Raw genomic sequence first — 20,993 nt, forward strand, 5'->3', positions numbered from 1 at the left:
CGGGACCCGTCCGGGAGTACCACCGCTGTCCGGCGGTGCTCCCGCTGTCTGGCTCGAGTGCACCGGCGCCGTCTGTCTCAGGCGGCGTCGGCCCGCGCCGCCCCCGGCGGCTCCACCCCCGGCTCGGCCTCGTCCGCCACCTCCGGGTCGGGCTGCCCCCGCGTGGCCGTCCAGGCCGCGCAGAACAACAGCAGCTTCGCCGTGAAGTTGATCCACAGCATCAGGGCCACCGGCGTCCCGAACGCCCCGTACATGCTCTTCGACGCCACCTCCCTCATATAGCTGCCCAGCAACAGCTTCAGCAGCTCGAACCCCGCCGCCCCGATCAGCGCCGCCGTCAACAGCTGCCGCCGATGCGGGTGAACCCCCGGCAGCAGCGTCAGCACATAGAGCAGCAGCAGGAAGTCCGCGAGCACGGCGATCGCGAACGCCACCGCCCTGAGCAGCGCGCCTCCCCATCCCTCATGGGAGATGCCGAGCTCGCCCGCCGTCCACCCGACCGCGCTCGAGGCGAGCATCGATGCCGCCAACGAGAGCAGTCCGGCCCCGCCCAGCCCCACCAGGACCCCGGCGTCCCTGACCTTGCGCATGACCGGGTTCTCCTCCGGGTCCTCCAACTCCCAGACGGCGCGCAGACACTCTCTTATCGAGCCGACCCACCCGATGCCGGTGAAGAGCAGCAACGCCCCCGCCACCAGACCCACCGTTGCCGCGTTCGCGACGAGCGCGCCCAGGTCCAACTGGTCGGAGATGCCGGGCACCTGCTCCGCGATCTTGTCCTGGAGCGTCTTCTGCCGCTCCTCGCTGAGCGTGCCGGCCGCGATCGCCGCGGCCACGGTCAGCAGCGGGAACAGTGCCAGGAAGCTGATGAACGTCATCGCCGCCGCGAGCCGCGTCCAGTGCACCTGGTCGAGCCGCTCGTAGGCGAACCACGCGTGCGTACGCATGAGCCGCTCGACGATCGGCCCGACACCGGGGAGTCTCTTCAGCCAGTCCATGATCCGAGCCTGCCCTCCCTGACCGTTCTCGCACGTCTCGCCGGAATCGCCGCCGGGAAGACAAGGGTCCGAGTACCCCAGAACCTCAGAACCGTGGCCAGCATCATGCCCACCCCCGCCCCGGACACCGTGTCCGCGCGCTGCGACGTGAGCCCGAGCCCGTAATGCGACACGGCGATGCACAACAACTGCACCACCGCCCCCGCCACATTGACCGCGAAGAACACCCCGTACTGCCGCAGCCGTGACACCTCGATCGCCGTCCGCCGATAGGTACCGAGCGCGTTCCCCCCGTACGCGACCGTGCAACCGGCCAGGAAAGACAGCGACTTGGCGGTGAGCGGATTCCAGCCCGCCGGCCCCCGCAACCATACGAACAGCCCCAGGTCGACGGCGTACGCACAGCTCCCCACCAGCGCGAACCCCGCCAACTCGGGCCCAAGACCCTTCATCCACCACCACCCCCGAACCCACCACGACCGCTCCTCCCCCATGCCCCCACGGGACGCGCCTTCCTTGGACGGGCCGCCCCCCTGCAAACCCTGATCCGACACCCCCTCGCCTTCCGCGTTCACCAGTTGGCGACCGCGAGCCCGTACATCGCCACCCACGCCAGGCCGATCACGGCCAGTGCTCTGTCCCGCAGAACGACCTCCTCCGGCTCACCCGCCGTGCCACGGTCGGCGAAGACCGCGTAGCGCAGGACGGCGAGGATGAAGGCCACCATCGACAGCTGTCTCCACGGCAGCACGCCGGTTCGCGCCAGCCCGCCTTCCTCCATGGCCCACAGGCAATAGGCGAGAACGGACACCCCTGCGGCAAGCTGCCAGACGAACCGCAGATAGCCGGTCGTGTACTCCGACAGCAACGCCCGCGTCGCGCCCGCCTTCCCGGCCATCTGCACGGCCTCGGAGTACCGCTTGGCCGACACCATGAACAGCGCCCCGAACCCCGTCGTGATCAAGAACCACCGCGACAGCGGAATCCCCAGCGCAAGCCCTCCGATCATGGCCCGCATCAGAAACCCGGTGGTCACCACGACAAGATCGACGACGAGAACGCGCTTGAGGCTGATGCAGTACGCCAGTTGCATCCCGACGTAGGCGGTCAACAGCGCCGCCGTCATCGGGTTGCACAAGGTCGCGGCCACCAGCGGTGCGAGAACCGCGAGACCGCCCCCGACCCCATAGGCCACCGCCACCGGAACGCAGCCCGCGGCCACGGGCCGGTTCCGCTTGACCGGGTGCGCCCGATCGGCCTCGGCGTCCCGCGCGTCGTTGATCAAATACACGGCGGAGGCAGCCACAGTGAACAGCAGGAACACCAGAGCCAGTTGAGCCGCCGCGTGCCACGTGAACAGCTCACCGGCCGCCGCGGGGGCGGCCACGACCAGCACGTTCTTCACCCATTGCCGCGGTCTCGCCGTCTTCAACAGTCCGACCGGCAACCCGACCGTCGTCGCCGCGCGCGGCCCCGGCACCGATTTCCCCGGCGGCCGGTCCAACAGCGCCGCGGCCGACCCCCGCCGCCCTTGGCCGGACGCATGCACCAACGGCGCCCCGTCGCCCGCTCCCCCCGTGTCCATCGCTCCCCTCACCCCTTCCCCTCGCTCATTCCGTTCCGTCATCGCCGGGCACCCCCGGCCACCCAATGAGCCCCGAGCCGCGCGGCGGCCGCCCCGAGCGCCGCCCCCGCCGCCACATCGGACGGGTAGTGCACCCCGACGACCATGCGCGAGACGCACATCGCCGCCGCCAACGGCGGGACGAGCCGCGCCCCCGCCGGCCGCAACGCCCCGTACGCGACCGTCGCGGCGGCCGCCGAAGCCGCGTGCGAACTGGGGAAGGAATGCCGCCCCGCCGTCCGCACGAGCGGCTCCACACCGCTCTCCGCCCCCGGCCTCGGCCGCCGGACGACCCGCTTGATCCCCATGCTGGCCACGTGCGCCGCGGCGGTCAGCGCCGTGCCGCGCAGCCACGCCCCTCGCCGCTCCCGGTCGACCGCCGCCCCCAACAGCCCCGCGCCGAGCCAGAGCGCCCCGTGCTCCCCGCTCCAGGACAGTGCGCGCGCGGCCGCTGCCACGCGCCGGTCCGTACCGCAGTCGCGCAATGCCGACAGCAATCGGCGGTCCATATCGTCCATGTGGCTCACTCTGCGCGTCAAAACCCGCATAACTCAGACAATTTGGGGTGACACCCTTTCAATCACCCATTTCGGTGAGGGCTTGGTTTGTTTGGGGCGAAGGCCCTATCTATGGGCGATACGGTCGCCGTCATGGCTGCCGATCCCGCTCCCCCCACCGCCCGCACACCCGCCGTCTCCCCCGGCGTCACACCCCCCGGCCCAGCCACCCCAGCTGCCCCTGCCGCTCCGTCCACAGCTGCACCCCCCTCAGCGCCCGCACCCGCGCCCATCTCGCCGGCCGTCCCGGCACCCGGCACTCCCCCCACCACGTCGCCTTCCCGCGACTCCGTCCACGACGACCCCTCCGGCGGCATCCTCGACACCGTCCCCATGACCGGCTGGGGCCGCACCGCCCCCACCGCCGCCCGGATCGTGCGCCCCCGCTCCTATGCGGAGGCGGCAGCGGTGGTCCGCGCATGCGGGACACCGGGCCACCGGGGCAACATCGCCCGTGGCCTGGGCCGGGCCTACGGAGACGCGGCACAGAACGCCGGCGGCAGCGTCCTGGACATGACCGCCCTGGACCGCATCCACGCGATCGACGCGTCCGGTGGGACCGTGCTGTGCGACGCGGGCGTCTCACTGCACCGCCTGATGGAAGTCCTCCTCCCTCTCGGCTGGTTCGTCCCCGTGACCCCCGGCACGCGCTACGTCACGGTCGGCGGCGCGATCGGCGCCGATATCCACGGCAAGAACCACCACGTCTCGGGATCGTTCTCTCGCCACGTGCTCGCCCTGGAACTGCTCACAGCCGACGGCGAAGTGCGGATCGTCGAGCGCGACAGCGCGCTGTTCGACGCGACGGCCGGCGGGATGGGACTCACCGGGATCATCCTCACTGCCACCATCCAACTCCTGCCTGTCGAAACCTCGTTCATGTCGGTCGACACGGAACGCGCCGTTGACCTGGACCACTTGATGGCTCGCCTCACCGAGACCGATCACCTCTACCGGTACTCGGTCGCCTGGATCGACCTCCTGGCCCGCGGAGCCTCGATGGGCCGCTCGGTACTGACCCGCGGTGATCACGCTCCGCTGGACGCCGTTCCCGCACGGGCGCGCAGGGCGCCATTGACGTTCCGCCCCAGGCAGCTTCCGGCCGCACCCGGATTCGTACCCGAAGGACTCCTTGGCCGCAGGACCGTCGGCCTCTTCAACGAGCTCTGGTACCGCAAGGCCCCCACGTCGCGCGTCGGCGAGATCCAGAGGCTCTCCTCCTTCTTCCACCCCCTCGACGGCGTACCGCACTGGAATCGCATCTACGGGCGCAGTGGATTCGTCCAGTACCAATTCGTCGTCGGATATGGCCAGGAGGAAGCACTTCGTCGCATCGTGCAGCGCATCTCCGAACGCCGGTGCCCCTCCTTCCTGGCGGTCCTCAAGCGCTTCGGCGACGCGGATCCCGGCTGGCTGTCCTTTCCCATGCCCGGCTGGACGCTGGCCCTCGACATTCCCGCGAACCTGCCGGGACTCGGCGTGTTCCTCGACGAACTCGACGAGGAGGTGGCCGCGGCAGACGGACGCATCTACCTCGCCAAGGACTCGCGGCTGAGGCCCGAACTGCTCTCGGCGATGTATCCCCATCTCGATGAATTCCGCTCCCTGCGAGCCCAGTTGGACCCACGAGGCGTGTTCCGCTCGGATCTGTCCCGGCGCCTCGGACTCTGACCGGACTGGGAACGGGTGCCGTGTCCGGGGCTCTCGCACCTACCGACAGTCCCGCTCCCCCTCATCGCACGCACGTCGTATCCCCCTCACCCGGCACGGCCCCTCCGCACCGATTCACTTCTGTTACACCGCTCGGGCCGTCCGGGTTCCCATCCCGCCCCCACCGATTTCGGTCCCGCCCATTTGGAGTTTGGTTCTCATGAAGGACGCCTTCGGCACCCCCCAGTCCTTGCTCGTCCTCGGCGGCACCTCCGAGATCGCGCTCGCCACCGCCCGACGCCTCGTGGCCCGGCGGACACGAACGGTGTGGCTGGCCGGCCGCCCGTCCCCCGCCCTCGACCGTGCGGCCGCCGAACTCCGCGACATGGGCGCCGACGCCCGTACCGTCGCCTTCGACGCGCTCGACTCCGAGGCGCACGAGGTGACGCTGGGCAAGGTGTTCGCCGAGGGCGACATCGACATGGTGCTGCTGGCCTTCGGGATCCTCGGCGACCAGGCCCGCGACGAGGACGAGCCGCTGGCCGCGGTGCGCGTCGCGCAGACCAACTACACGGGCGCCGTGTCGGCGGGCCTCATCTGTGCCCGCGCCCTGCAGAGCCAGGGCCACGGCTCGCTGGTGGTGCTCTCGTCGGTCGCGGGTGAGCGGGCCCGCCGGTCCAACTTCATCTATGGGTCGAGCAAGGCCGGCCTGGACGCCTTCGCGCAGGGCCTCGGCGACGCGCTGCACGGCACCGGCGTGCATGTGATGGTCGTGCGCCCCGGCTTCGTACGGTCAAAGATGACGGCAGGCATGGCGGAGGCGCCCATGGCCACCACCCCGGAGGCGGTGGCACAGGCCATCGAGACGGGACTCAGGCGCCGGTCGGAGACCGTGTGGGTGCCGGGGGCGCTGCGCGTGGTGATGTCGGCGCTGCGGCATGTCCCGCGTCCGGTGTTCCGGCGGCTGCCGATGTAGGCCGAGTCGCACAGCGACCGGCCGACTCGCTGCGCGTCAGCGAGCCGGCTGTCGGCCCCGCTTCGAGCGGTCGGGGCCCTGCGCGGGAACGGCCGGGCCGCCGAAGGGGAACTCGCGCAACTTGCGCCAGATACCGTCGGCGCCCTGCTCGTACAGCGCGAACCCGGTGCACGGCCACGCCGCCTCGTACCCGGCGAGCTCCGTGTACGCCCGGTCCATCGCTTCCTCCGCGATGCCGTGCGCCACCGTGACGTGCGGGTGGTAGGGAAACTGCAGCTCGCGGGCGACCGGACCGGACTCGTCACGGACCTGCTTCTGCAGCCAGGTACAGGCCTCGGCGCCCTCGACGACCTGTACGAACACAACGGGAGACAGCGGACGGAACGTTCCCGTCCCCGCGAGCCGCATCGTGAAGTTCCGCCCCGCGGCGGCGACCGCCTCGAGATGGGCCTCGACCGAGCGCAGCGACCTGTCCTCCACCTCGGTCGGCGGGAGCAGCGTGACGTGCGTGGGGATGCCGTGCGCAGCGGGGTCACCGAAGCCCGCGCGCCGCTCCTGGAGCTGGCTGCCGTGTGGCTCCGGAACCGCGATCGAAACGCCGATCGTTACGGTCCCCACGTCGTACTCCTGTCGTCGTGTGGTGGGCGGATGTCGGTATGGCGGTTCAGGCCGGGCTGAGGCTCAGTGCTTCGCGGGCAGCAGTCCGACCTTGTCGTAGGCCTGAGCGAGGGTTTCGGCGGCGACGGCACGCGCCTTCTCCGCGCCCTTGGCCAGGATCGAGTCGAGCGTCTCCGGGTCGTCCAGGTACTCCTGGGTACGGGTCCGGAACGGTGTCACGAAGTCCACCATGACCTCTGCCAGGTCCGTCTTGAGCGCACCGTACATCTTGCCCTCGTAGTTCTGCTCCAGTTCCGGGATACCTGTGCCGGTGAGGGTGGAGTAGATGGCGAGGAGGTTGCTGACGCCCGGCTTGTTCGCCGGATCGAACCGGATCACGGTGTCGGTGTCGGTGACCGCGCTCTTGACCTTCTTGACGGTGGTCTTCGGCTCGTCGAGCAGGTTGACGAGCCCCTTCGGCGTCGACGCCGACTTGCTCATCTTGATCGACGGGTCCTGGAGGTCGTAGATCTTCGCCGTTTCCTTGAGGATGTACGGCGCCGGGACCGTGAAGGTCTCGCCGAAGCGACCGTTGAAGCGCTCGGCGAGGTCGCGCGTCAGCTCGATGTGCTGGCGCTGGTCCTCTCCCACGGGCACCTGGTCGGCCTGGTAGAGCAGGATGTCCGCGACCTGGAGGATCGGGTAGGTGAAGAGACCGACGGTCGCGCGGTCGGCGCCCTGCTTGGCGGACTTGTCCTTGAACTGCGTCATGCGTGAGGCCTCGCCGAAGCCCGTCAGACAGTTCATGACCCAGCCGAGCTGTGCGTGCTCGGGGACGTGGCTCTGCACGAACAGCGTGCAGCGGTCCGGGTCCAGGCCGGCGGCGAGGAGCTGCGCGGCGGCGAGCCGGGTGTTGGCCCGGAGCTCCTTGGGGTCCTGCGGCACGGTGATCGCGTGCAGGTCCACAACCATGTAGAACGCGTCGTGAGACTCCTGCAGCGCCACCCACTGGCGGACCGCGCCGAGGTAGTTGCCGAGGTGGAACGAGCCAGCGGTGGGCTGGATTCCGGAGAGCACGCGGGGACGATCAGAGGCCATGCTCCTCATTCTCTCAGGTGTCTCTCATTGGTTGGAAACAGGTGGGCGACGGGTGCACGACAAGTGCTGAAACCGTGTACGGAGCGCTGTCGCCCACCCCTCCCGGCGTGTCGCCGGAACCCGGCTCCGGGACCTGGCCACCAGACCTGGCCACGGACCTGGCTTCAAGACCCGGCTTCGCTCTCGCTTCGGACCTGCCTTTCGGGCCGGTACAGACCTGCCTTGCGGGACGGTACGGACCTGCCTTGCGGGACGGTACGGAAAAACCTGTGCGACGGGTGGGAACCGATGCGCGGGGTGCGGTGTATCAACGATGTGAGGACACAGGGGGAGGTCCTGGAGGGGGGCCGCGTCGTCGACGACGAGCGTGCGGTGATCGCTCGCGTGCGCGCCGGAGACGTGGAGGCGTACGCGGTGCTGGTGCGCGCCTTCACCGGGCTGGCGCTGCGGGCGGCCCGGGCCCTCGGGGCAGGAGCGGACGCGGAGGACGTGGTGCAGCAGGCCTTCTTCAAGGCGTACTGCGCCCTGAGACAGTTTCGGGACGACGCGTCGTTCAAGCCGTGGCTGCTCGCGATCGTCGCCAATGAGACGAGGAACACAGTGCGCTCGGCGGTGCGACAGCGTTCGGTCGTGGGGCGGGAAGCGACGTTGATAGAGGCCGAGCCGCTGATACCCGAGACCACGGATCCGGCGGTCGCGGCCGTCCACGACGAGCGGCGGACGGCGTTGCTCGCCGCGCTCGAGGAGCTGAGCGAGGACCATCGGCTGGTCGTCACGTACCGGTATCTGCTCGAGATGGACGAGGCGGAGACGGCCGAGGCGCTCGGCTGGCCGCGCGGCACCGTGAAATCGAGGCTCAATCGCGCGCTGCGGAAGCTGAAGCGGATTCTTCCGGCGGAGCTGGACCCGCGGGAGGGAGGTGATGAGCATGAGTGAACCGCGTCACGAGGACGACGGGAGCCGGCGCACCGGCAAGGAGCACGGGCCCCGCGCGGACCGTGGGCTGCCGGCTGAGCTGCGGGCGCTGGGCAGGTCCCTGGACGGCCTGGGCCCCGGCGGCGAGTCGATGGCCGAGCGGGTGCTGGCACAGATACTCGCCGAGTCCGTTCCGGCACCGGTCGCCGAGCCGGGGGCGGGCCCTGTCCGGGTGCGGCGGGCGCGTCGCTGGATACGGGAGCGGTGGCGGATGCTCACGGCGGGGCTGTGCGGAGTGCTGACCGTGCTCGTGCTCACGCCTCCGGTGCGGGCTGCGGTCGCCGAGTGGTTCGGCTTCGGCGGGGTGGAGGTCCGGTACGACCCGTCGGCCCTGCCGTCGTCCGGTGTGCACGTCCCCGGGTGCGGCTCGTCGCTCTCGCTGGGCGAGGCCCGACGAGACGCCGGATTCGAACCGCTGGTGCCGGGCGAGCTGGGAATGCCGGACGCCGTGACGGTGACACGGGAACCGAAGTCGCGCTTCTTGATCACACTGTGCTGGCGCGAGGACGGGCACACGATCCGACTCGACGAGTACCCGGCGCAGCTCGACATCGGGTACATGAAATCGGTGCGCACGCAGCTGCACTGGGTCGACCTGGGCCGGGGTACGGGCCTGTGGTTCGCCCAGCCGCATCTGCTCGGTTTTTGGATGCTCGACGGCAACGGCGACCGGTGGACCCGTTCGGAACGCACCGCGGGCCCGACACTCCTGTGGACCCGCCGACAGGAGATGACGCTCCGCCTGGAGGGAGTCGATTCCCGGGAGCGGGCGATGGAGATCGCACGGTCGGTACGAAAGCCGGACGCCCACCGCTGATGTCCGCGGGCTGGGCCGGCGAGCTCACGCAACCGAGAACTCGCACACCGAAGTTGGGAACCCGGTCGGGTCGAGCGGTGTACCAGAAGTGAATCGACACGGGCGGGCCGTGCCGGGAGCAGCTGGGGGATCGGATGCGAACACTACGAAGGCCGGCCGCGCTGGCGGTGGCACTGACGGCGGCAATCGCCGCGATGCTGCTGAGCGCGTCAGGGGCGTCGGCCGGCGGACCGACGAGCGTTCTGGTGGTGTCGCCCGAGAGCGGCCAGAGCGCGTCGCTCTATTTCAGTGACAAGAAGTACGGGCCGCTGGAGAGTCTCCTGGGCGAGCCGGATCAGGGGCGAAGGGAGGAGCCGCCCGGCTTGGGCATAGGCGCGGGGCGTCAGCTCAATGTCACATGGCTGGTGCACGACGTGCTGCCGTGGCGGGTCGACCGGGTCTATCCGGACTCGCCGGGCACGAAGGACGTCTGGATACACACAGCGACGCACGTGCCTGACTCCTACAACGGGTACTGGCACAAGGCCCGTAAGCCTGCGGAGCTGCGCGCGCTCCTGAAGGATCTCGGGGTCATGGGCGCGCGGTCCGAAAAGGGCGGGAGTCCGATCTTCCCGGCGCCCTGGCAGTCACCCGACCGGTCCAAGGAAGCGCTGGGTGGAGCTCCGGCTCCGACAGCCGACGGTCGCGATACCGGGTCGTCCTCAGGCGCGCGGGCCTCGGCAGCCGGGCCGAACGACGGGGTGGACTGGTGGTGGGCGATACCGGGGCTGGTGGCGGGCGCCGCGCTGGCTCTGGTGCTGCGGCCCCTGGCCGACAGGCTGCCGGGTCGTCGCGGGACGGGTGGGACCCCGCCCGACGCGGGACCACGGCAGCAGCTGATCGATTCCTGAGAGGCGCTCTCCAGCTCTCACGGCTGGGGGAACGCACTGACCGACCCGCCGGTGCGGCTGGTGACGGGCCGGTCAAGCGATCAGGTGAGGTCGACCTCGGGGTAGAGCGGGAAGCCGCTCAGCAGGTCGGACGCTCGCGTGGAGACCTCGTCGGCGATCTTCTCGTCCAGGACGTGCTGCGCCTTGGAGGGCGCGCCCTTGCTGGTGGTGCCCGCTTCGGCGGCAGTGAGCACGCGGTCGATGAGGCCCGCGACCTCGTCCATCTCCGCGGTGCCCAGGCCACGGGTGGTCAGGGCAGGGGTGCCGATGCGGATGCCGGACGTGTACCAGGCACCGTTCGGGTCGGAGGGGATGGAGTTGCGGTTGGTGACGATGCCGGAGTCGAGGAGCGCGTTCTCGGCCTGGCGGCCGGTGAGCTCGTAGGAGGTGGCGACATCGATCAGGTTGAGGTGGTTGTCCGTGCCGCCCGTGACGAGGGTGGCGCCACGGCGGGTCAGGCCCTCGGCCAGGGCTCGGGCGTTGTCGACGACGGACTGGGCGTACTCGCGGAACTCGGGACGGCGGGCCTCCGCCAGGGCGACGGCCTTGGCGGCCATGACGTGCGGCAGCGGACCGCCGAGGACCATGGGGCAGCCACGGTCGACCTGGTCGGCGAGCGAGTCGTCGCAGAGCACCATGCCGCCGCGCGGGCCGCGCAGCGACTTGTGCGTCGTGGTGGTGACGATCTGGGCGTGCGGCACCGGGTCGAAGTCGCCGGTGAGGACCTTGCCGGCGACCAGGCCCGCGAAGTGCGCCATGTCGACCATGAGGGTCGCCCCGACCTCGTCGGCGATCTCGCGCATGATGCGGAAGTTCACCAGGCGGGGGTAGGCGGAGTAGCCGGCGACGATGATCAGCGGCTTGAAGTCGCGGGCGGTGGCGCGCAGGGCTTCGTAGTCGACGAGGCCGGTCTGCGGGTCGGTGCCGTAGCTGCGCTGGTCGAACATCTTGCCGGAGATGTTCGGGCGGAAGCCGTGGGTGAGGTGGCCGCCGGCGTCCAGGGACATGCCGAGCATGCGCTGGTTGCCGAAGGCCTGACGGAGCTCGGCCCAGTCGGCGTCGGAGAGGTCGTTCACGTTGCGAACGCCGGCCAGCTCCAGGGCGGGCGCCTCGACGCGCTGGGCGAGAACGGCCCAGAAGGCGACGAGGTTGGCGTCGATGCCGGAGTGCGGCTGTACATAGGCGTGGCGGGCGCCGAAGAGCTCGCGGGCGTGTTCGGCGGCGAGGGCCTCGACGGTGTCGACGTTGCGGCAGCCGGCGTAGAAGCGGCGGCCGACGGTGCCCTCGGCGTACTTGTCGCTGAACCAGTTACCCATCGCGAGGAGGGTGGCCGGGGACGCGTAGTTCTCGCTGGCGATCAGCTTGAGCATCTCGCGCTGGTCGGCGATCTCCTGGCCGATGGCGTCGGCCACGCGGGGCTCGACAGCCCGGATCACGTCGAGGGCGCTGCGGAACGCTACGGACTCGGTGGAGAGGGTGGGCTCTGACATGACGGACCTCCGGACGGATGGGACCTCCTCTGCTCGAGCGAGGTCGAGAGCAGGAGGTTCACGGGTCGGCCCAGGCGCACGGCACACAGTTCACAGGCCGCTCCCCGATGGTCGGTCCCATCCCAGCGCGCCAGTCACGGCCCTGCGGGCCACACTACCGGGCGCGCCGCAGGACGGGGTTTCCCGGTCCACGATGCGAGCGACGATAGGAAGGGGCCACAAGCCCACGTCTTCGCGCCATCAGAGCTGTAAGAACGGAGATCCCGTGACTGCTGTGACTCCTCCGAATGCCGCAACGGAAGCCTTCATCACCGCGTCCGAGGCGCACAGTGCGCACAACTACCATCCGCTGCCCGTCGTGGTCGCGACGGCGGAGGGCGCCTGGATGACGGATGTCGAGGGGCGCCGGTACCTCGACATGCTCGCCGGCTACTCAGCCCTCAACTTCGGCCATGGAAACCGGCGGCTCATCGAGGCCGCCAAGGCGCAGCTGGAGCGGGTGACGCTGACGTCCCGGGCCTTCTACCACGACCGGTTCGCCGCGTTCTGCAACCAGCTCGCGGAGCTGTGCGGCATGGACATGGTGCTGCCGATGAACACAGGGGCGGAGGCGGTCGAGACCGCCGTGAAGACGGCGAGAAAGTGGGGGTACCAGGTCAAGGGGGTGCTCGACGGGAGAGCGAAGATCGTCGTGGCGGGCAACAACTTCCACGGGCGCACCACGACCATCGTCAGCTTCTCCACGGACCATGAGGCGCGCGCGGACTTCGGTCCCTACACGCCGGGGTTCGAGATCGTGCCGTACGGCGATCTGACGGCGTTGCGCGGCGCTGTCACCGAGAACACCGTCGCGGTGCTGCTCGAACCGATCCAGGGCGAGGCCGGTGTCCTCGTACCGCCGGCCGGATATCTGCCGGCGGTAAGGGAGTTGACCCGCGAGCGGAACGTGTTGTTCATCGCGGACGAGATCCAGTCGGGACTCGGACGGACCGGGCGGACGTTCGCCTGTGAGCACGAGGGCGTGGTGCCCGACATGTACGTGCTGGGCAAGGCGCTCGGCGGTGGGGTCGTGCCGGTGTCGGCGGTGGTGTCCAGCAGTGAGGTGCTCGGGGTGTTCAAGCCGGGTGAGCACGGGTCGACGTTCGGCGGGAATCCGCTGGCCTGTGCGGTGGCGCTCGAGGTCATCGCGATGCTGCGCACCGGGGAGTTCCAGCAGCGGGCGGCCGAGCTGGGCGAGCATCTCCACGCGGAGCTCGGGCTGCTGACGGACACGGGCAAGGTGACGCAGGTGCGGGGACGCGGGCTGTGGGCGGGGATCGACATCGATCCGTCGTACGGGACGGGAAGGGAGATCTCGCAGAAGTTGATGGCCAAGGGCGTCCTGGTCAAGGACACCCACGGCAGCACGATCCGGATCGCTCCCCCTCTGGTGATCAGTAAAGAGGACCTGGACTGGGGGCTCGACCGGCTCCGGGCGGTCCTGGCGGTCTGACGGTGGTGCGCCTCCGGCGCACGGGCGGCCCACTCGTGGTCCGGCCACTGACGGGGGCGCCCCCGGACGGGGAGCCGCTCACCGGCCGGTCGGCGTAGGCACAACCTCTACAGTCGCTTTGTGCTTCTTGGAATGCTTTGCGCGCTCGGGGCGGCGGTCTGTTTCGGTACGGCTTCCGTGTTGCAGGCGATGGCCGCGCGAGCCGCGGAGCCGGGGACGGGGTCCGGTGTCGACGCCGCGCTGTTGCTACGGGCGCTGCGGCAGTGGCGTTATGTCGCCGGGCTGGGGCTCGACCTGCTCGGGTTCGTGTTGCAGGTCGTGGCGCTGCGGTCCATTCCGATCTACGCCGTCGGGGCGGCGCTCGCCGCGAGTCTGGCGGTGACGGCGGTGGTCTCCACGCGGCTGCTGGACGTACGGCTGAGCGGCGTCGAGTGGGGCGCTGTCGGGCTGGTGGTGGCGGGGCTCGCAATGTTGGGGCTGGCGTCCGGGACGGAGGGAGAGGAGACCGGTTCGGTCACGTTGCGGTACGCGATGCTGGGGACGGCGCTCGGGGTGCTGTTGATCGGGGCGGTGGCCGGGCGGCTGCCGGGGCGGGGCCGGGCGCTCGCGCTGGGGCTCGGCTCGGGGTTCGGGTTCGGGGTGGTGGAGGTGTCGGTACGGCTCATCGACGACGTGTCGCCCGGCGCGCTGCTGAGCAATCCGGCGACGTACGCACTGCTGCTCGGTGGGGGTGCGGCGTTTCTGCTGCTGACCTCGGCGTTGCAGAAGGGGTCGGTCACCACGGCCACGGCGGGGATGGTCGTGGGCGAGACGGTGTGGCCGGCGCTGGTCGGGGTGATCTGGCTCGGGGATCGCACGCGCGAGGGGCTGGGCTGGCTGGCGGTTCTCGGATTCGTGGTGGCCGTGGCGGGGGCGTTGGCGTTGGCGCGCTTCGGGGAGGCACCGGTGGAGGACGCGTCCGCACCGGCCCGGGTCTGACCCGAACCTTGGCCGCGCCGGACGTTGGCCGCCCCGACCCGACCCGAGACGCCTGCCGCCCGATGCCGGTCCCTTATGGCAGCGCCCGGCACAAGGCCTCCAGCGCGCTTGTCCAGGCGTGGTCCGGTGGGGTTCCGTAGCCGACCACCAGGGCGTCCAAGGGTGGTTCGGTGGTGGCCGCGTCGTGGCGGAAGCTGGAGAGGCCGGAGACTCCCAGTCGCTGCCAGGCGGCGGCGCGGACCACGGACTGTTCGGTGCCGGGCGGGAGTTGGAGGACGGCGTGCAGGCCGGCGGCGATTCCGGTGGCGCGGACGTCGGGGGCGCGTTCGGCGAGGGCGGCGACAAGCTGGTCGCGGCGGCGGCGGTAGCGCAGGCGGGCACCGCGGACATGGCGGTCGTAGGCGCCCGAGTCGATGAACTCCGCGAGGGTCAGCTGGCCGAGGACGCCGCACGACCAGTCGGCGGCGCCCTTCGCCTCGATCACCTCCCCGATGACGGAGGGCGGCAGCACCAGCCAGCCGAGGCGCAGGCCGGGTGCGAGGGATTTGCTGGCCGTGCCGAAGTAGACGACGCGGTCGGGGTCGAGTCCCTGGAGGGCGCCGACAGGCTGACGGTCGTAGCGGAACTCGCCGTCGTAGTCGTCCTCCAGGATCAGTCCGCCGGTGCGGCGGGCCCAGTCGACGACGGCGGTGCGGCGGTCGGGGTGCAGGGCCCCGCCCATCGGGAACTGGTGGGCGGGGGTCAGGAGCGCGGCGCCCACATCCGGTTCGCCGGTCGCCAACTCATCGGTGCGGGTGCCGAGTTGATCGAGGGGAAGGGGGTGGGTGCGCAGGCCGGACCGCGTCAGGACGTCCCAGTGGACGTCGAGCCCGTACGTCTCCACGGCGACGTCGCGCACGCCCCTGTTGCGCAGCACCTCGCCGAGCAGCATCAGGCCGTGGACGAAGCCGGAGCAGATGACGATGCGGTCCGGGTCGGCGTGGACGCCTCGGGCGCGGGCGAGGTAGCCGGCGAGTGCGGTGCGCAGTTCGATGCGGCCGCGGGGATCGCCGTAACCGAGAGCGTCGTTCGGGGCGGCGTTGAGGGCACGGCGCGAGGCCTTGAGCCATTCGGCGCGGGGGAACGAGGAGAGGTCGGGGGTGCCGGGGTGCAGGTCGTGGCGGAGGCCGGCCGGAGCGCGCCGCCCGCGGGTCGAGGCCGGCCGGGGCGCCTCGACCGGTCGCTCCGCGACGCGCGTCCCCGAGCCCTGGCGCGCGGTGAGCCAGCCCTCGGCGACGAGGTCGGCGTAGGCATCGGCGACCGTGTTGCGGGCGATGCCCAGATCGGCGGCGAGTGTGCGGGACGAAGGGAGGCGGACACCGGGGGCGAGACGTCCGCCGCGTACGGCGTCACGGAGCGCGTCGGTGAGGCCTTTGCGCAGGCCGGAGCCGGTCGGCTCGAGGTGCAGATCGATACCGAGCGCCTGACCGGAGGGCGAAGTGGCCCAGGATTTCACCATGGAAATGGACCATACCTGTGGGCTACTCCGCTCGTAGGGTCGATGTCATGACGACGAACGAGAACACCACCGACAGCACCGGCCCGGCCACCAAGGAGTACGTCCACGAGCACACGCCCCGGCTGGCCTGGGCCAAGCATGCTCCGGAGGTCTACAAGGCCATGATCCGGCTCGACGCGGAGGCCCGTAAGGGTGTCGATCCGGTGACGCTGGAACTGGTCAAGATCCGTGCTTCGCAGCTCAACCACTGCGCGTTCTGCCTCGACATGCACTCCAAGGACGCGCTCGCCGCGGGCGAGAGCGTGGAGCGGATCATCCAGCTCGGCGCGTGGGAGGAGTCCCAGCACTTCTACACGCCCAGGGAGATCGCGGCGATCGAGCTGACCGAGGCGATCACCGTGCTCACGGACGGGTTCGTGCCGGACGAGACGTACGAGAAGGCGGCGAAGCTGTACGACGAGAAGGAGCTGACGCAGCTGATCGCCGCGATCACGGTGATCAACGCGTGGAACCGGTTCGGTGTGTCGACGCGGATGGTGCCCGGTCACTACACCGCGGGCGACTTCAAGTGACAGCCCGTACGACGTACCTGGACGCCGGTGTGCGCGACGCGATGATCGCGCTTGGCGCCGCCGCGAAGAAGGGGCTCGGCGACCCGGTTCTCGCCGAGCTGGTGATGATCCGGGCGTCGCAGCTCAACGAGTGCGCGTTCTGCCTGGACATGCACGTGGACCTCGCCGTCGAGAAGAACGGCGAGAGCGCCAAGCAGATCGCGCTGCTCAACGCGTGGGCGGAGGCCCCCGAGCGGTTCACCGAGCGCGAGCGGGCCGCGCTCGCACTCACCGAGGCCGTCACCGTCCTCACCGACGGCTTCGTGCCGGACGAGACGTATGCGGCGGCGGCCGAGCACTTCGGCGAGGACGAGCTCGCCCATCTCCTCGGCGTGATCACCGTCATCAACAGTTGGAACCGGCTCATGGTGAGCCGCCGGATCGCGCCGGGCGGACCGCAGTGGTGACGTGCCGGGTGCCCCCGTCAGGAAAGGCACCCGGCACGCGCGCGAGGAGGAGGCGTACGGCTACTTCGGCAGCCAGGACCGCCACGTCGACTCGTGCTCGTCGATCCACTTCTTCGCCGCCTCGTCCGGCGACAGCTTCTGGTCGGCGATGAGCAGGGAGACCTCGTTCTGGTCCTCGGTGGTCCACTTGAAGTTCTTCAGGAAGGCCGCCGCCTTGCCGCCCTTCTTCGAGAAGTCCGCGTTGAGGTACTTCTGGAGCGGCGTCTTCGGATAGGCGCAGGCCACCTTCTTCGGATCGGCGTCACAGCCGTCCTTGTAGGCCGGCAGCTTCACCTCCGTCATCGGCACCTTCTTGAACAGCCACTGCGGCTGGTACCAGTACGTCAGGAACGGCTTCTTGGCCTTGGCGAACTGCTTGATCTGGGTGATCTGAGCCGCCTCGGAACCGGAGAACACGACCTGGTACTTCAGCTTCAGGTTGTTGACCAGCGCCTTGTCGTTGGTGACGTACGACGGGGAGCCGTCGAGGAGCTGGCCCTTGCCGCCGCTCTCCGCGGTCCGGAGCTGGGACGCGTACTTGTTGAGGTTCTTCCAGTCGGTGACGTCCGGGTGCTGCTTGGCGAAGTACGTGGGGACGAACCAGCCGATGTGTCCGGTGACGCCGAGGTCGCCGCCGTTCACGATCGTCTTCTTGTCCTTGACGTACCGCTGCTCCTGGTCGGGGTGGCCCCAGTCCTCCATGATCGCGTCGACGCGACCCTGGCTGAGCGCGTCCCACGCGGGGACCTCGTCGACCTGGACGGTGTCGACTCGGTAGCCGAGCTCGTGCTTGAGCAGGTACTCGGCCACGGCGATGTTGGACTGCGCGCCGACCCAGGACTGCACGGACAGGGTCACCGTCTTCGCGCCCTGCGCGTTGGCGTACGGGGAGGACTGCTTGGTCATGTCGGCGGCACCGCAGCCGGTCGCCACCAACAGGGTGCCCGCGGCCGCGAGCCCCATGGTCGTCCTGCGTGCCCGCACCGGGCGGAAAGATCGAAGTGCTCGCATCGCGATCACGCTCCCTTCTTCGCGCGGCGTTCGGTCGGCTGGGTGACCCGGTCGAGCATGAGACCGAGGCACACGATCGCCGCGCCGCCGACGAGCCCGGTCGCCAGGTCGCCCTGGGCGAGACCGAACACGACCTCGTAGCCGAGCGCGCCACCGCCCACCAGACCGCCGATGATCACGACGGCGAGAACGAGGACGACGCCCTGGTTCACGGCCAGGAGCAGCGCGGGCCGGGCCAGCGGCAACTGGACCTGGCGCAGTTGCTGCCCGCTCGTCGCGCCCATCGACCGGGCCGACTCCATGGCGGCGGCATCGACCTGGCGGAGTCCCTGCGTGGTGATGCGGATGACGGCCGGCAGCGCGTAGACGACGGCGGCGGCGACCGCGGGGGCACGGCCGACGCCGAACAGCGCGACCACGGGGATCAGATACACGAACTGCGGCATCGTCTGGAAGACGTCGAGCACCGGCCTGAGCAGGCGTTCGATCCGCCCGCTGCGGGCCGCCGCGATCCCGATCGCGAAGCCGACGACGAGCGTCACGGCGACAGCCGCGAGCACCTGCGACAGCGTGTCGAGCGACGGCTTCCACACACCGAGGACACCGATCGCGGCCATGGCGAGCACGGCCGTCAGGGCAGTGCGCCAGGTGCCGATCAGCCAGGCCAGCGCGGCGACGATGAGGAGCACGGACCACCAGGGCAGCCACTGCAGCCCGTCGCGCAGCGGGTCGAGGATCCAGGTGGTGAAGTGCCCGGCCCAGTCGGCGGTTCCGCCGATGTAGGGGACACCGGAGTAGAGGTGGTCGGTCATCCAGTCGACGGCGTTGTTGACCGGGTCCGCGATGTTCACGGTCCAGGCCTCGGGCCAGTCGATCCGGTCCGCGAGACGGGCCACGAGGGCGACGGCCACCGTGAGAACCGCGGCGACGCCCCAGCCGTACGCGCCGTGCAGGCGGCGGCCGTCGGGCTCGGCGGCGCCGAGCCGCTCCCCCGCCGCGGCCGTCGTACGGTCCAGGATCACGGCGAGCAGCACGATCGGGATGCCGGCGGCGAGGGCCGCGCCGACGTCCACGGAGGCCAGCGCCTGGTACACGCGGTCGCCGAGGCCGCCCGCGCCGATCACCGACGCGATGACGGCCATCGAGAGCGCCATCATGATCGTCTGGTTGAGCCCGAGGAGCAGTTGCTTGCGGGCGAGCGGGAGGCGGGCCGTCAGGAGCCGCTGACGCGCGGTCGCGCCGAGCGAGGCGACGGCCTCCATCACACCGCCGTCGGCGCCGCGCAGGCCGAGCGCCGTCAGACGGGCCATCGGCGGGGCCGCGTAGACGACGGTCGCGAGGACGGCGGCGGGGACGCCGATGCCGAACACCAGGACGACCGGCAGCAGATACGCGTATGCGGGAAAGACCTGCATCGTGTCGAGGACGGGCCGCAGCGCCCGGTACGTGCGGTCGGAGAGTCCGGCCGCGAGTCCCAGGAGCATGCCGAGCACGACCGAGGCGAGGACCGCGACGATCATCAGCGCGAGGGTCTGCATGGTCGGCACCCACATGCCGAACCAGCCGCACACGAGGATCGCGACGACGGCGGACGCCGCGAGCTTCAGGCCCGCGACCCGCCAGGCGATGAGCCCGGCCGCGGCAGTGACGCCGGCCCAGCCGGCGGCGAGGAGCACCAGGTAGACGCCGCGCACGCTCACGACGACGGCGTTGCTGATGTGGCCGAAGAAGTAGAGGAACAGCGGGTGGCTGTCCCGGTTGTCGATGATCCAGTCACTGGTCTTGCCCAGCGGTCCGGTCAGATCGACGGTGAGCGCGTGCGGCCAGCTGCCGCTCGCCCACTTGGCGTTCACGATCGGTACGAGTACGGCCGCGACGACGGCGAGCAACAGGAGCTTGCCGAGGACCCGGTTGCGCAGGAGCGCGCCGAAGCGCGGGGTGTCCGCCGCGGGGGCGGTGGCGGTACTGGCGGCAGCCATCAGGCGACCTCCTCGCCCGGCGGCGTGACGGGCGCGGGCGCTTCGGCGCCGGCGTCGGCTTCGGCGCCTGCCACAGCCGAACCGGAACCCGAAGCCTCGGCCCCGGCCGAACCGGAAGCGTCAGCCCCGGCCGACCCGGAACCCGAACCGGAAGCGTCAGCCCCGGCCACGTCCGCCCCTCCGGAGAACCCCTCCCCCGAGGACACGTCCGTCCCCGCCACCACACCCAGCAGCCGCGCATGGTCCACGACGCCCAGGCAGCGACCCTCGTCCATGACCCGCACCGCGAACCCGGTCCTGGCGACCGCCTCGATCGCCTCCGACACGGTCGCGCCGGGCGCGACGGCCGGTCCGCGGCCCTTTTCGTCGGCGTCGGCGGGCCGCATCGCGCGGCGCACCGTCATGACCTGCTCGCGCGGCACGTCCCGGACGAACTCGCGTACGTAGTCGTCGGCGGGCGAGCCCACGATCTCCTCGGGCGTACCCAGCTGCACGATCCGGCCGTCGCGCATCAGCGCGATCCGGTCGCCGAGCCGCAGCGCCTCGCTGAGGTCGTGCGTGATGAAGACCATGGTCCGGCCCTCCTCGCGGTGGAGCCGGATGACCTCCTCCTGCATGTCACGGCGGATCAGCGGGTCGAGGGCGCTGAACGGCTCGTCGAACAGCAGCACTTCGGGATCGACCGCGAGGGCGCGCGCGAGCCCGACACGCTGCTGCTGACCGCCGGACAGCTGCCCGGGTCGCCGCTGCTCAAGGCCGTCGAGGCCGACCTTCGCGACGACCTCCGCCGCCTTGGCCCGCCGCTCGGCGCGGCCCACGCCCTGGATCTCCAGGCCGTACGCGACGTTGTCGAGCACGGTGCGATGCGGAAGGAGCCCGAAGTGCTGGAAGACCATCGCGGCGCGGTGCCGGCGCAGTTCGCGCAGGCGCCCCTTGTCCATGCCGAGGACGTCCTCGCCGTCGATGGATATGCCGCCGGAGGTCGGCTCGATGAGCCGGGTCAGGCAGCGTACGAGGGTGGACTTGCCGGAGCCGGAGAGGCCCATGACGACGAAGACCTCGCCCTTGCGCACGTCGAAGCTGACGTCGCGGACCGCGGCGGTGCACCCGGTGCGGGCGCGCAGCTCGGCGGCGCTCAGGGCGGCCAGCTCCGCGTCACCCGGCACCCGGTCGGCCTTCGGTCCGAAGACCTTCCACAGGTTGTTCACGGAGAACACCGGCGATCCCGCCTGCGCGTCCGTCACCTCAGCGTTCGCCATCGTGTTCG

At 70.6% G+C, this 20,993-nt stretch carries 20 protein-coding genes and 1 riboswitch; of the genes, 9 read left to right on the plus strand and 11 right to left on the minus strand.

The window, feature by feature from the left end; all coding sequences use genetic code 11:
* Nucleotides 1-77: 77 nt before the first annotated feature.
* The 4 genes from OHO83_RS19620 to OHO83_RS19635 form a co-directional block, all read right to left on the minus strand.
* The gene (locus tag OHO83_RS19620; protein WP_266673501.1) at nt 78-998 is read right to left on the minus strand and encodes a YihY/virulence factor BrkB family protein; all 921 of its coding nucleotides are present in this window, start codon (nt 996-998) and stop codon (nt 78-80) included.
* Nucleotides 986-1,450 carry a GtrA family protein gene (locus OHO83_RS19625; protein ID WP_266673500.1) on the minus strand — a complete coding sequence of 155 codons (465 nt, stop codon included), beginning with the start codon at nt 1,448-1,450 and terminating at the stop codon, nt 986-988. The genes OHO83_RS19620 and OHO83_RS19625 overlap by 13 nt, the downstream gene beginning before the upstream one ends.
* A 119-nt stretch (nt 1,451-1,569) precedes the next feature.
* Entirely contained in the window at nt 1,570-2,625 is a 1,056-nt protein-coding gene (locus tag OHO83_RS19630; protein WP_443066055.1) for a decaprenyl-phosphate phosphoribosyltransferase, read from the minus strand.
* Nucleotides 2,622-3,140, minus strand: coding sequence for a phosphatase PAP2 family protein (locus tag OHO83_RS19635; protein WP_266673499.1), 519 nt, complete (start codon nt 3,138-3,140; stop codon nt 2,622-2,624). Before OHO83_RS19635 ends, OHO83_RS19630 begins: the two co-directional genes overlap by 4 nt.
* 372 nt (nt 3,141-3,512) lie before the next feature.
* On the opposite strand from OHO83_RS19635, the gene OHO83_RS19640 reads away from it, so the two are divergent.
* A complete protein-coding gene (locus OHO83_RS19640; protein WP_266676573.1) occupies nt 3,513-4,850 on the plus strand; it encodes an FAD-binding oxidoreductase in 1,338 nt (445 codons plus the stop codon).
* A gap of 199 nt (nt 4,851-5,049) precedes the next feature.
* A complete protein-coding gene (locus OHO83_RS19645) occupies nt 5,050-5,805 on the plus strand; it encodes a decaprenylphospho-beta-D-erythro-pentofuranosid-2-ulose 2-reductase (protein ID WP_266673498.1) in 756 nt (251 codons plus the stop codon).
* Nucleotides 5,806-5,841: 36 nt separating this feature from the next.
* Here OHO83_RS19645 and OHO83_RS19650 read toward each other — a convergent pair whose 3' ends face one another.
* Together OHO83_RS19650 and trpS are read right to left on the minus strand one after the other, a co-directional pair.
* The gene (locus OHO83_RS19650; protein WP_266673497.1) at nt 5,842-6,423 is read right to left on the minus strand and encodes a 2'-5' RNA ligase family protein; all 582 of its coding nucleotides are present in this window, start codon (nt 6,421-6,423) and stop codon (nt 5,842-5,844) included.
* Between the two features lie 63 nt (nt 6,424-6,486).
* Nucleotides 6,487-7,500: a tryptophan--tRNA ligase gene (trpS, locus tag OHO83_RS19655; RefSeq protein ID WP_330279670.1), complete on the minus strand. Its 1,014-nt coding sequence runs from the start codon at nt 7,498-7,500 to the stop codon at nt 6,487-6,489.
* Nucleotides 7,501-7,788: 288 nt separating this feature from the next.
* Between trpS and OHO83_RS19660 the strand changes: the two genes are divergently transcribed.
* The 3 genes from OHO83_RS19660 to OHO83_RS19670 all read left to right on the plus strand — a co-directional run bounded on the left by OHO83_RS19660 (nt 7,789) and on the right by OHO83_RS19670 (nt 10,182).
* Entirely contained in the window at nt 7,789-8,436 is a 648-nt protein-coding gene (locus OHO83_RS19660; RefSeq protein WP_266673496.1) for an RNA polymerase sigma factor, read from the plus strand.
* A complete protein-coding gene (locus OHO83_RS19665; RefSeq protein WP_266673495.1) occupies nt 8,429-9,292 on the plus strand; it encodes a hypothetical protein in 864 nt (287 codons plus the stop codon). The genes OHO83_RS19660 and OHO83_RS19665 overlap by 8 nt, the downstream gene beginning before the upstream one ends.
* Before the next feature lie 167 nt (nt 9,293-9,459).
* Complete coding sequence (locus OHO83_RS19670; protein WP_266673494.1) at nt 9,460-10,182, plus strand: hypothetical protein; 723 nt, start codon at nt 9,460-9,462, stop codon at nt 10,180-10,182.
* 80 nt (nt 10,183-10,262) lie between these two features.
* Here OHO83_RS19670 and OHO83_RS19675 read toward each other — a convergent pair whose 3' ends face one another.
* Nucleotides 10,263-11,711: a glycine hydroxymethyltransferase gene (locus OHO83_RS19675; protein WP_227296866.1), complete on the minus strand. Its 1,449-nt coding sequence runs from the start codon at nt 11,709-11,711 to the stop codon at nt 10,263-10,265.
* 61 nt (nt 11,712-11,772) lie between these two features.
* Nucleotides 11,773-11,859, minus strand: a riboswitch (ZMP/ZTP riboswitch).
* A gap of 117 nt (nt 11,860-11,976) precedes the next feature.
* Here OHO83_RS19675 and rocD point away from each other — a divergent pair.
* Together rocD and OHO83_RS19685 are read left to right on the plus strand one after the other, a co-directional pair.
* Nucleotides 11,977-13,203: an ornithine--oxo-acid transaminase gene (gene rocD / locus OHO83_RS19680; RefSeq protein ID WP_405635506.1), complete on the plus strand. Its 1,227-nt coding sequence runs from the start codon at nt 11,977-11,979 to the stop codon at nt 13,201-13,203.
* A gap of 132 nt (nt 13,204-13,335) precedes the next feature.
* Complete coding sequence (locus tag OHO83_RS19685; protein WP_330280786.1) at nt 13,336-14,181, plus strand: hypothetical protein; 846 nt, start codon at nt 13,336-13,338, stop codon at nt 14,179-14,181.
* A 73-nt stretch (nt 14,182-14,254) separates the two neighbouring features.
* Here OHO83_RS19685 and pdxR read toward each other — a convergent pair whose 3' ends face one another.
* Nucleotides 14,255-15,679: a MocR-like pyridoxine biosynthesis transcription factor PdxR gene (pdxR, locus tag OHO83_RS19690; RefSeq protein ID WP_330279671.1), complete on the minus strand. Its 1,425-nt coding sequence runs from the start codon at nt 15,677-15,679 to the stop codon at nt 14,255-14,257.
* 47 nt (nt 15,680-15,726) lie between these two features.
* On the opposite strand from pdxR, the gene OHO83_RS19695 reads away from it, so the two are divergent.
* Together OHO83_RS19695 and OHO83_RS19700 are read left to right on the plus strand one after the other, a co-directional pair.
* On the plus strand, nt 15,727-16,251 hold the full coding sequence (locus OHO83_RS19695) for a carboxymuconolactone decarboxylase family protein (RefSeq protein ID WP_266673492.1): 525 nt from the start codon (nt 15,727-15,729) through the stop codon (nt 16,249-16,251).
* Nucleotides 16,248-16,697 carry a carboxymuconolactone decarboxylase family protein gene (locus OHO83_RS19700; protein ID WP_330279672.1) on the plus strand — a complete coding sequence of 150 codons (450 nt, stop codon included), beginning with the start codon at nt 16,248-16,250 and terminating at the stop codon, nt 16,695-16,697. Before OHO83_RS19695 ends, OHO83_RS19700 begins: the two co-directional genes overlap by 4 nt.
* Nucleotides 16,698-16,757: 60 nt before the next feature.
* On the opposite strand, the gene OHO83_RS19705 is transcribed toward OHO83_RS19700, so the two are convergent.
* From OHO83_RS19705 to OHO83_RS19715, 3 genes are read right to left on the minus strand one after another with little or no spacing between them, the layout of a single operon-like run.
* Complete coding sequence (locus OHO83_RS19705) at nt 16,758-17,699, minus strand: ABC transporter substrate-binding protein (RefSeq protein WP_266676567.1); 942 nt, start codon at nt 17,697-17,699, stop codon at nt 16,758-16,760.
* A 53-nt stretch (nt 17,700-17,752) separates the two neighbouring features.
* The gene (locus OHO83_RS19710; RefSeq protein WP_330279673.1) at nt 17,753-19,726 is read right to left on the minus strand and encodes an ABC transporter permease; all 1,974 of its coding nucleotides are present in this window, start codon (nt 19,724-19,726) and stop codon (nt 17,753-17,755) included.
* Nucleotides 19,726-20,985: a quaternary amine ABC transporter ATP-binding protein gene (locus tag OHO83_RS19715; RefSeq protein WP_389563099.1), complete on the minus strand. Its 1,260-nt coding sequence runs from the start codon at nt 20,983-20,985 to the stop codon at nt 19,726-19,728. Before OHO83_RS19715 ends, OHO83_RS19710 begins: the two co-directional genes overlap by 1 nt.
* Nucleotides 20,986-20,993 lie beyond the last annotated feature (8 nt).

The organism is Streptomyces sp. NBC_00569 (assembly GCF_036345255.1).
Classification (GTDB): domain Bacteria; phylum Actinomycetota; class Actinomycetes; order Streptomycetales; family Streptomycetaceae; genus Streptomyces.

What these genes read in the sequence shown, in the direction of transcription:
- OHO83_RS19620 (WP_266673501.1), bottom strand. Translation starts at nt 998, where the DNA reads ATGGACTGGCTGAAGAGACTCCCCGGTGTCGGGCCGATCGTCGAGCGG.
- OHO83_RS19625 (WP_266673500.1), bottom strand. Translation starts at nt 1,450, where the DNA reads ATGAAGGGTCTTGGGCCCGAGTTGGCGGGGTTCGCGCTGGTGGGGAGC.
- OHO83_RS19630 (WP_443066055.1), bottom strand. Translation starts at nt 2,625, where the DNA reads ATGACGGAACGGAATGAGCGAGGGGAAGGGGTGAGGGGAGCGATGGAC.
- OHO83_RS19635 (WP_266673499.1), bottom strand. Translation starts at nt 3,140, where the DNA reads ATGGACGATATGGACCGCCGATTGCTGTCGGCATTGCGCGACTGCGGT.
- OHO83_RS19640 (WP_266676573.1), top strand. Translation starts at nt 3,513, where the DNA reads ATGACCGGCTGGGGCCGCACCGCCCCCACCGCCGCCCGGATCGTGCGC.
- OHO83_RS19645 (WP_266673498.1), top strand. Translation starts at nt 5,050, where the DNA reads ATGAAGGACGCCTTCGGCACCCCCCAGTCCTTGCTCGTCCTCGGCGGC.
- trpS (WP_330279670.1), bottom strand. Translation starts at nt 7,500, where the DNA reads ATGGCCTCTGATCGTCCCCGCGTGCTCTCCGGAATCCAGCCCACCGCT.
- OHO83_RS19660 (WP_266673496.1), top strand. Translation starts at nt 7,789, where the DNA reads ATGCGCGGGGTGCGGTGTATCAACGATGTGAGGACACAGGGGGAGGTC.
- OHO83_RS19665 (WP_266673495.1), top strand. Translation starts at nt 8,429, where the DNA reads ATGAGTGAACCGCGTCACGAGGACGACGGGAGCCGGCGCACCGGCAAG.
- OHO83_RS19675 (WP_227296866.1), bottom strand. Translation starts at nt 11,711, where the DNA reads ATGTCAGAGCCCACCCTCTCCACCGAGTCCGTAGCGTTCCGCAGCGCC.
- OHO83_RS19685 (WP_330280786.1), top strand. Translation starts at nt 13,336, where the DNA reads ATGCTTTGCGCGCTCGGGGCGGCGGTCTGTTTCGGTACGGCTTCCGTG.
- pdxR (WP_330279671.1), bottom strand. Translation starts at nt 15,679, where the DNA reads ATGGTGAAATCCTGGGCCACTTCGCCCTCCGGTCAGGCGCTCGGTATC.
- OHO83_RS19695 (WP_266673492.1), top strand. Translation starts at nt 15,727, where the DNA reads ATGACGACGAACGAGAACACCACCGACAGCACCGGCCCGGCCACCAAG.
- OHO83_RS19705 (WP_266676567.1), bottom strand. Translation starts at nt 17,699, where the DNA reads ATGGGGCTCGCGGCCGCGGGCACCCTGTTGGTGGCGACCGGCTGCGGT.
- OHO83_RS19710 (WP_330279673.1), bottom strand. Translation starts at nt 19,726, where the DNA reads ATGGCTGCCGCCAGTACCGCCACCGCCCCCGCGGCGGACACCCCGCGC.
- OHO83_RS19715 (WP_389563099.1), bottom strand. Translation starts at nt 20,985, where the DNA reads ATGGCGAACGCTGAGGTGACGGACGCGCAGGCGGGATCGCCGGTGTTC.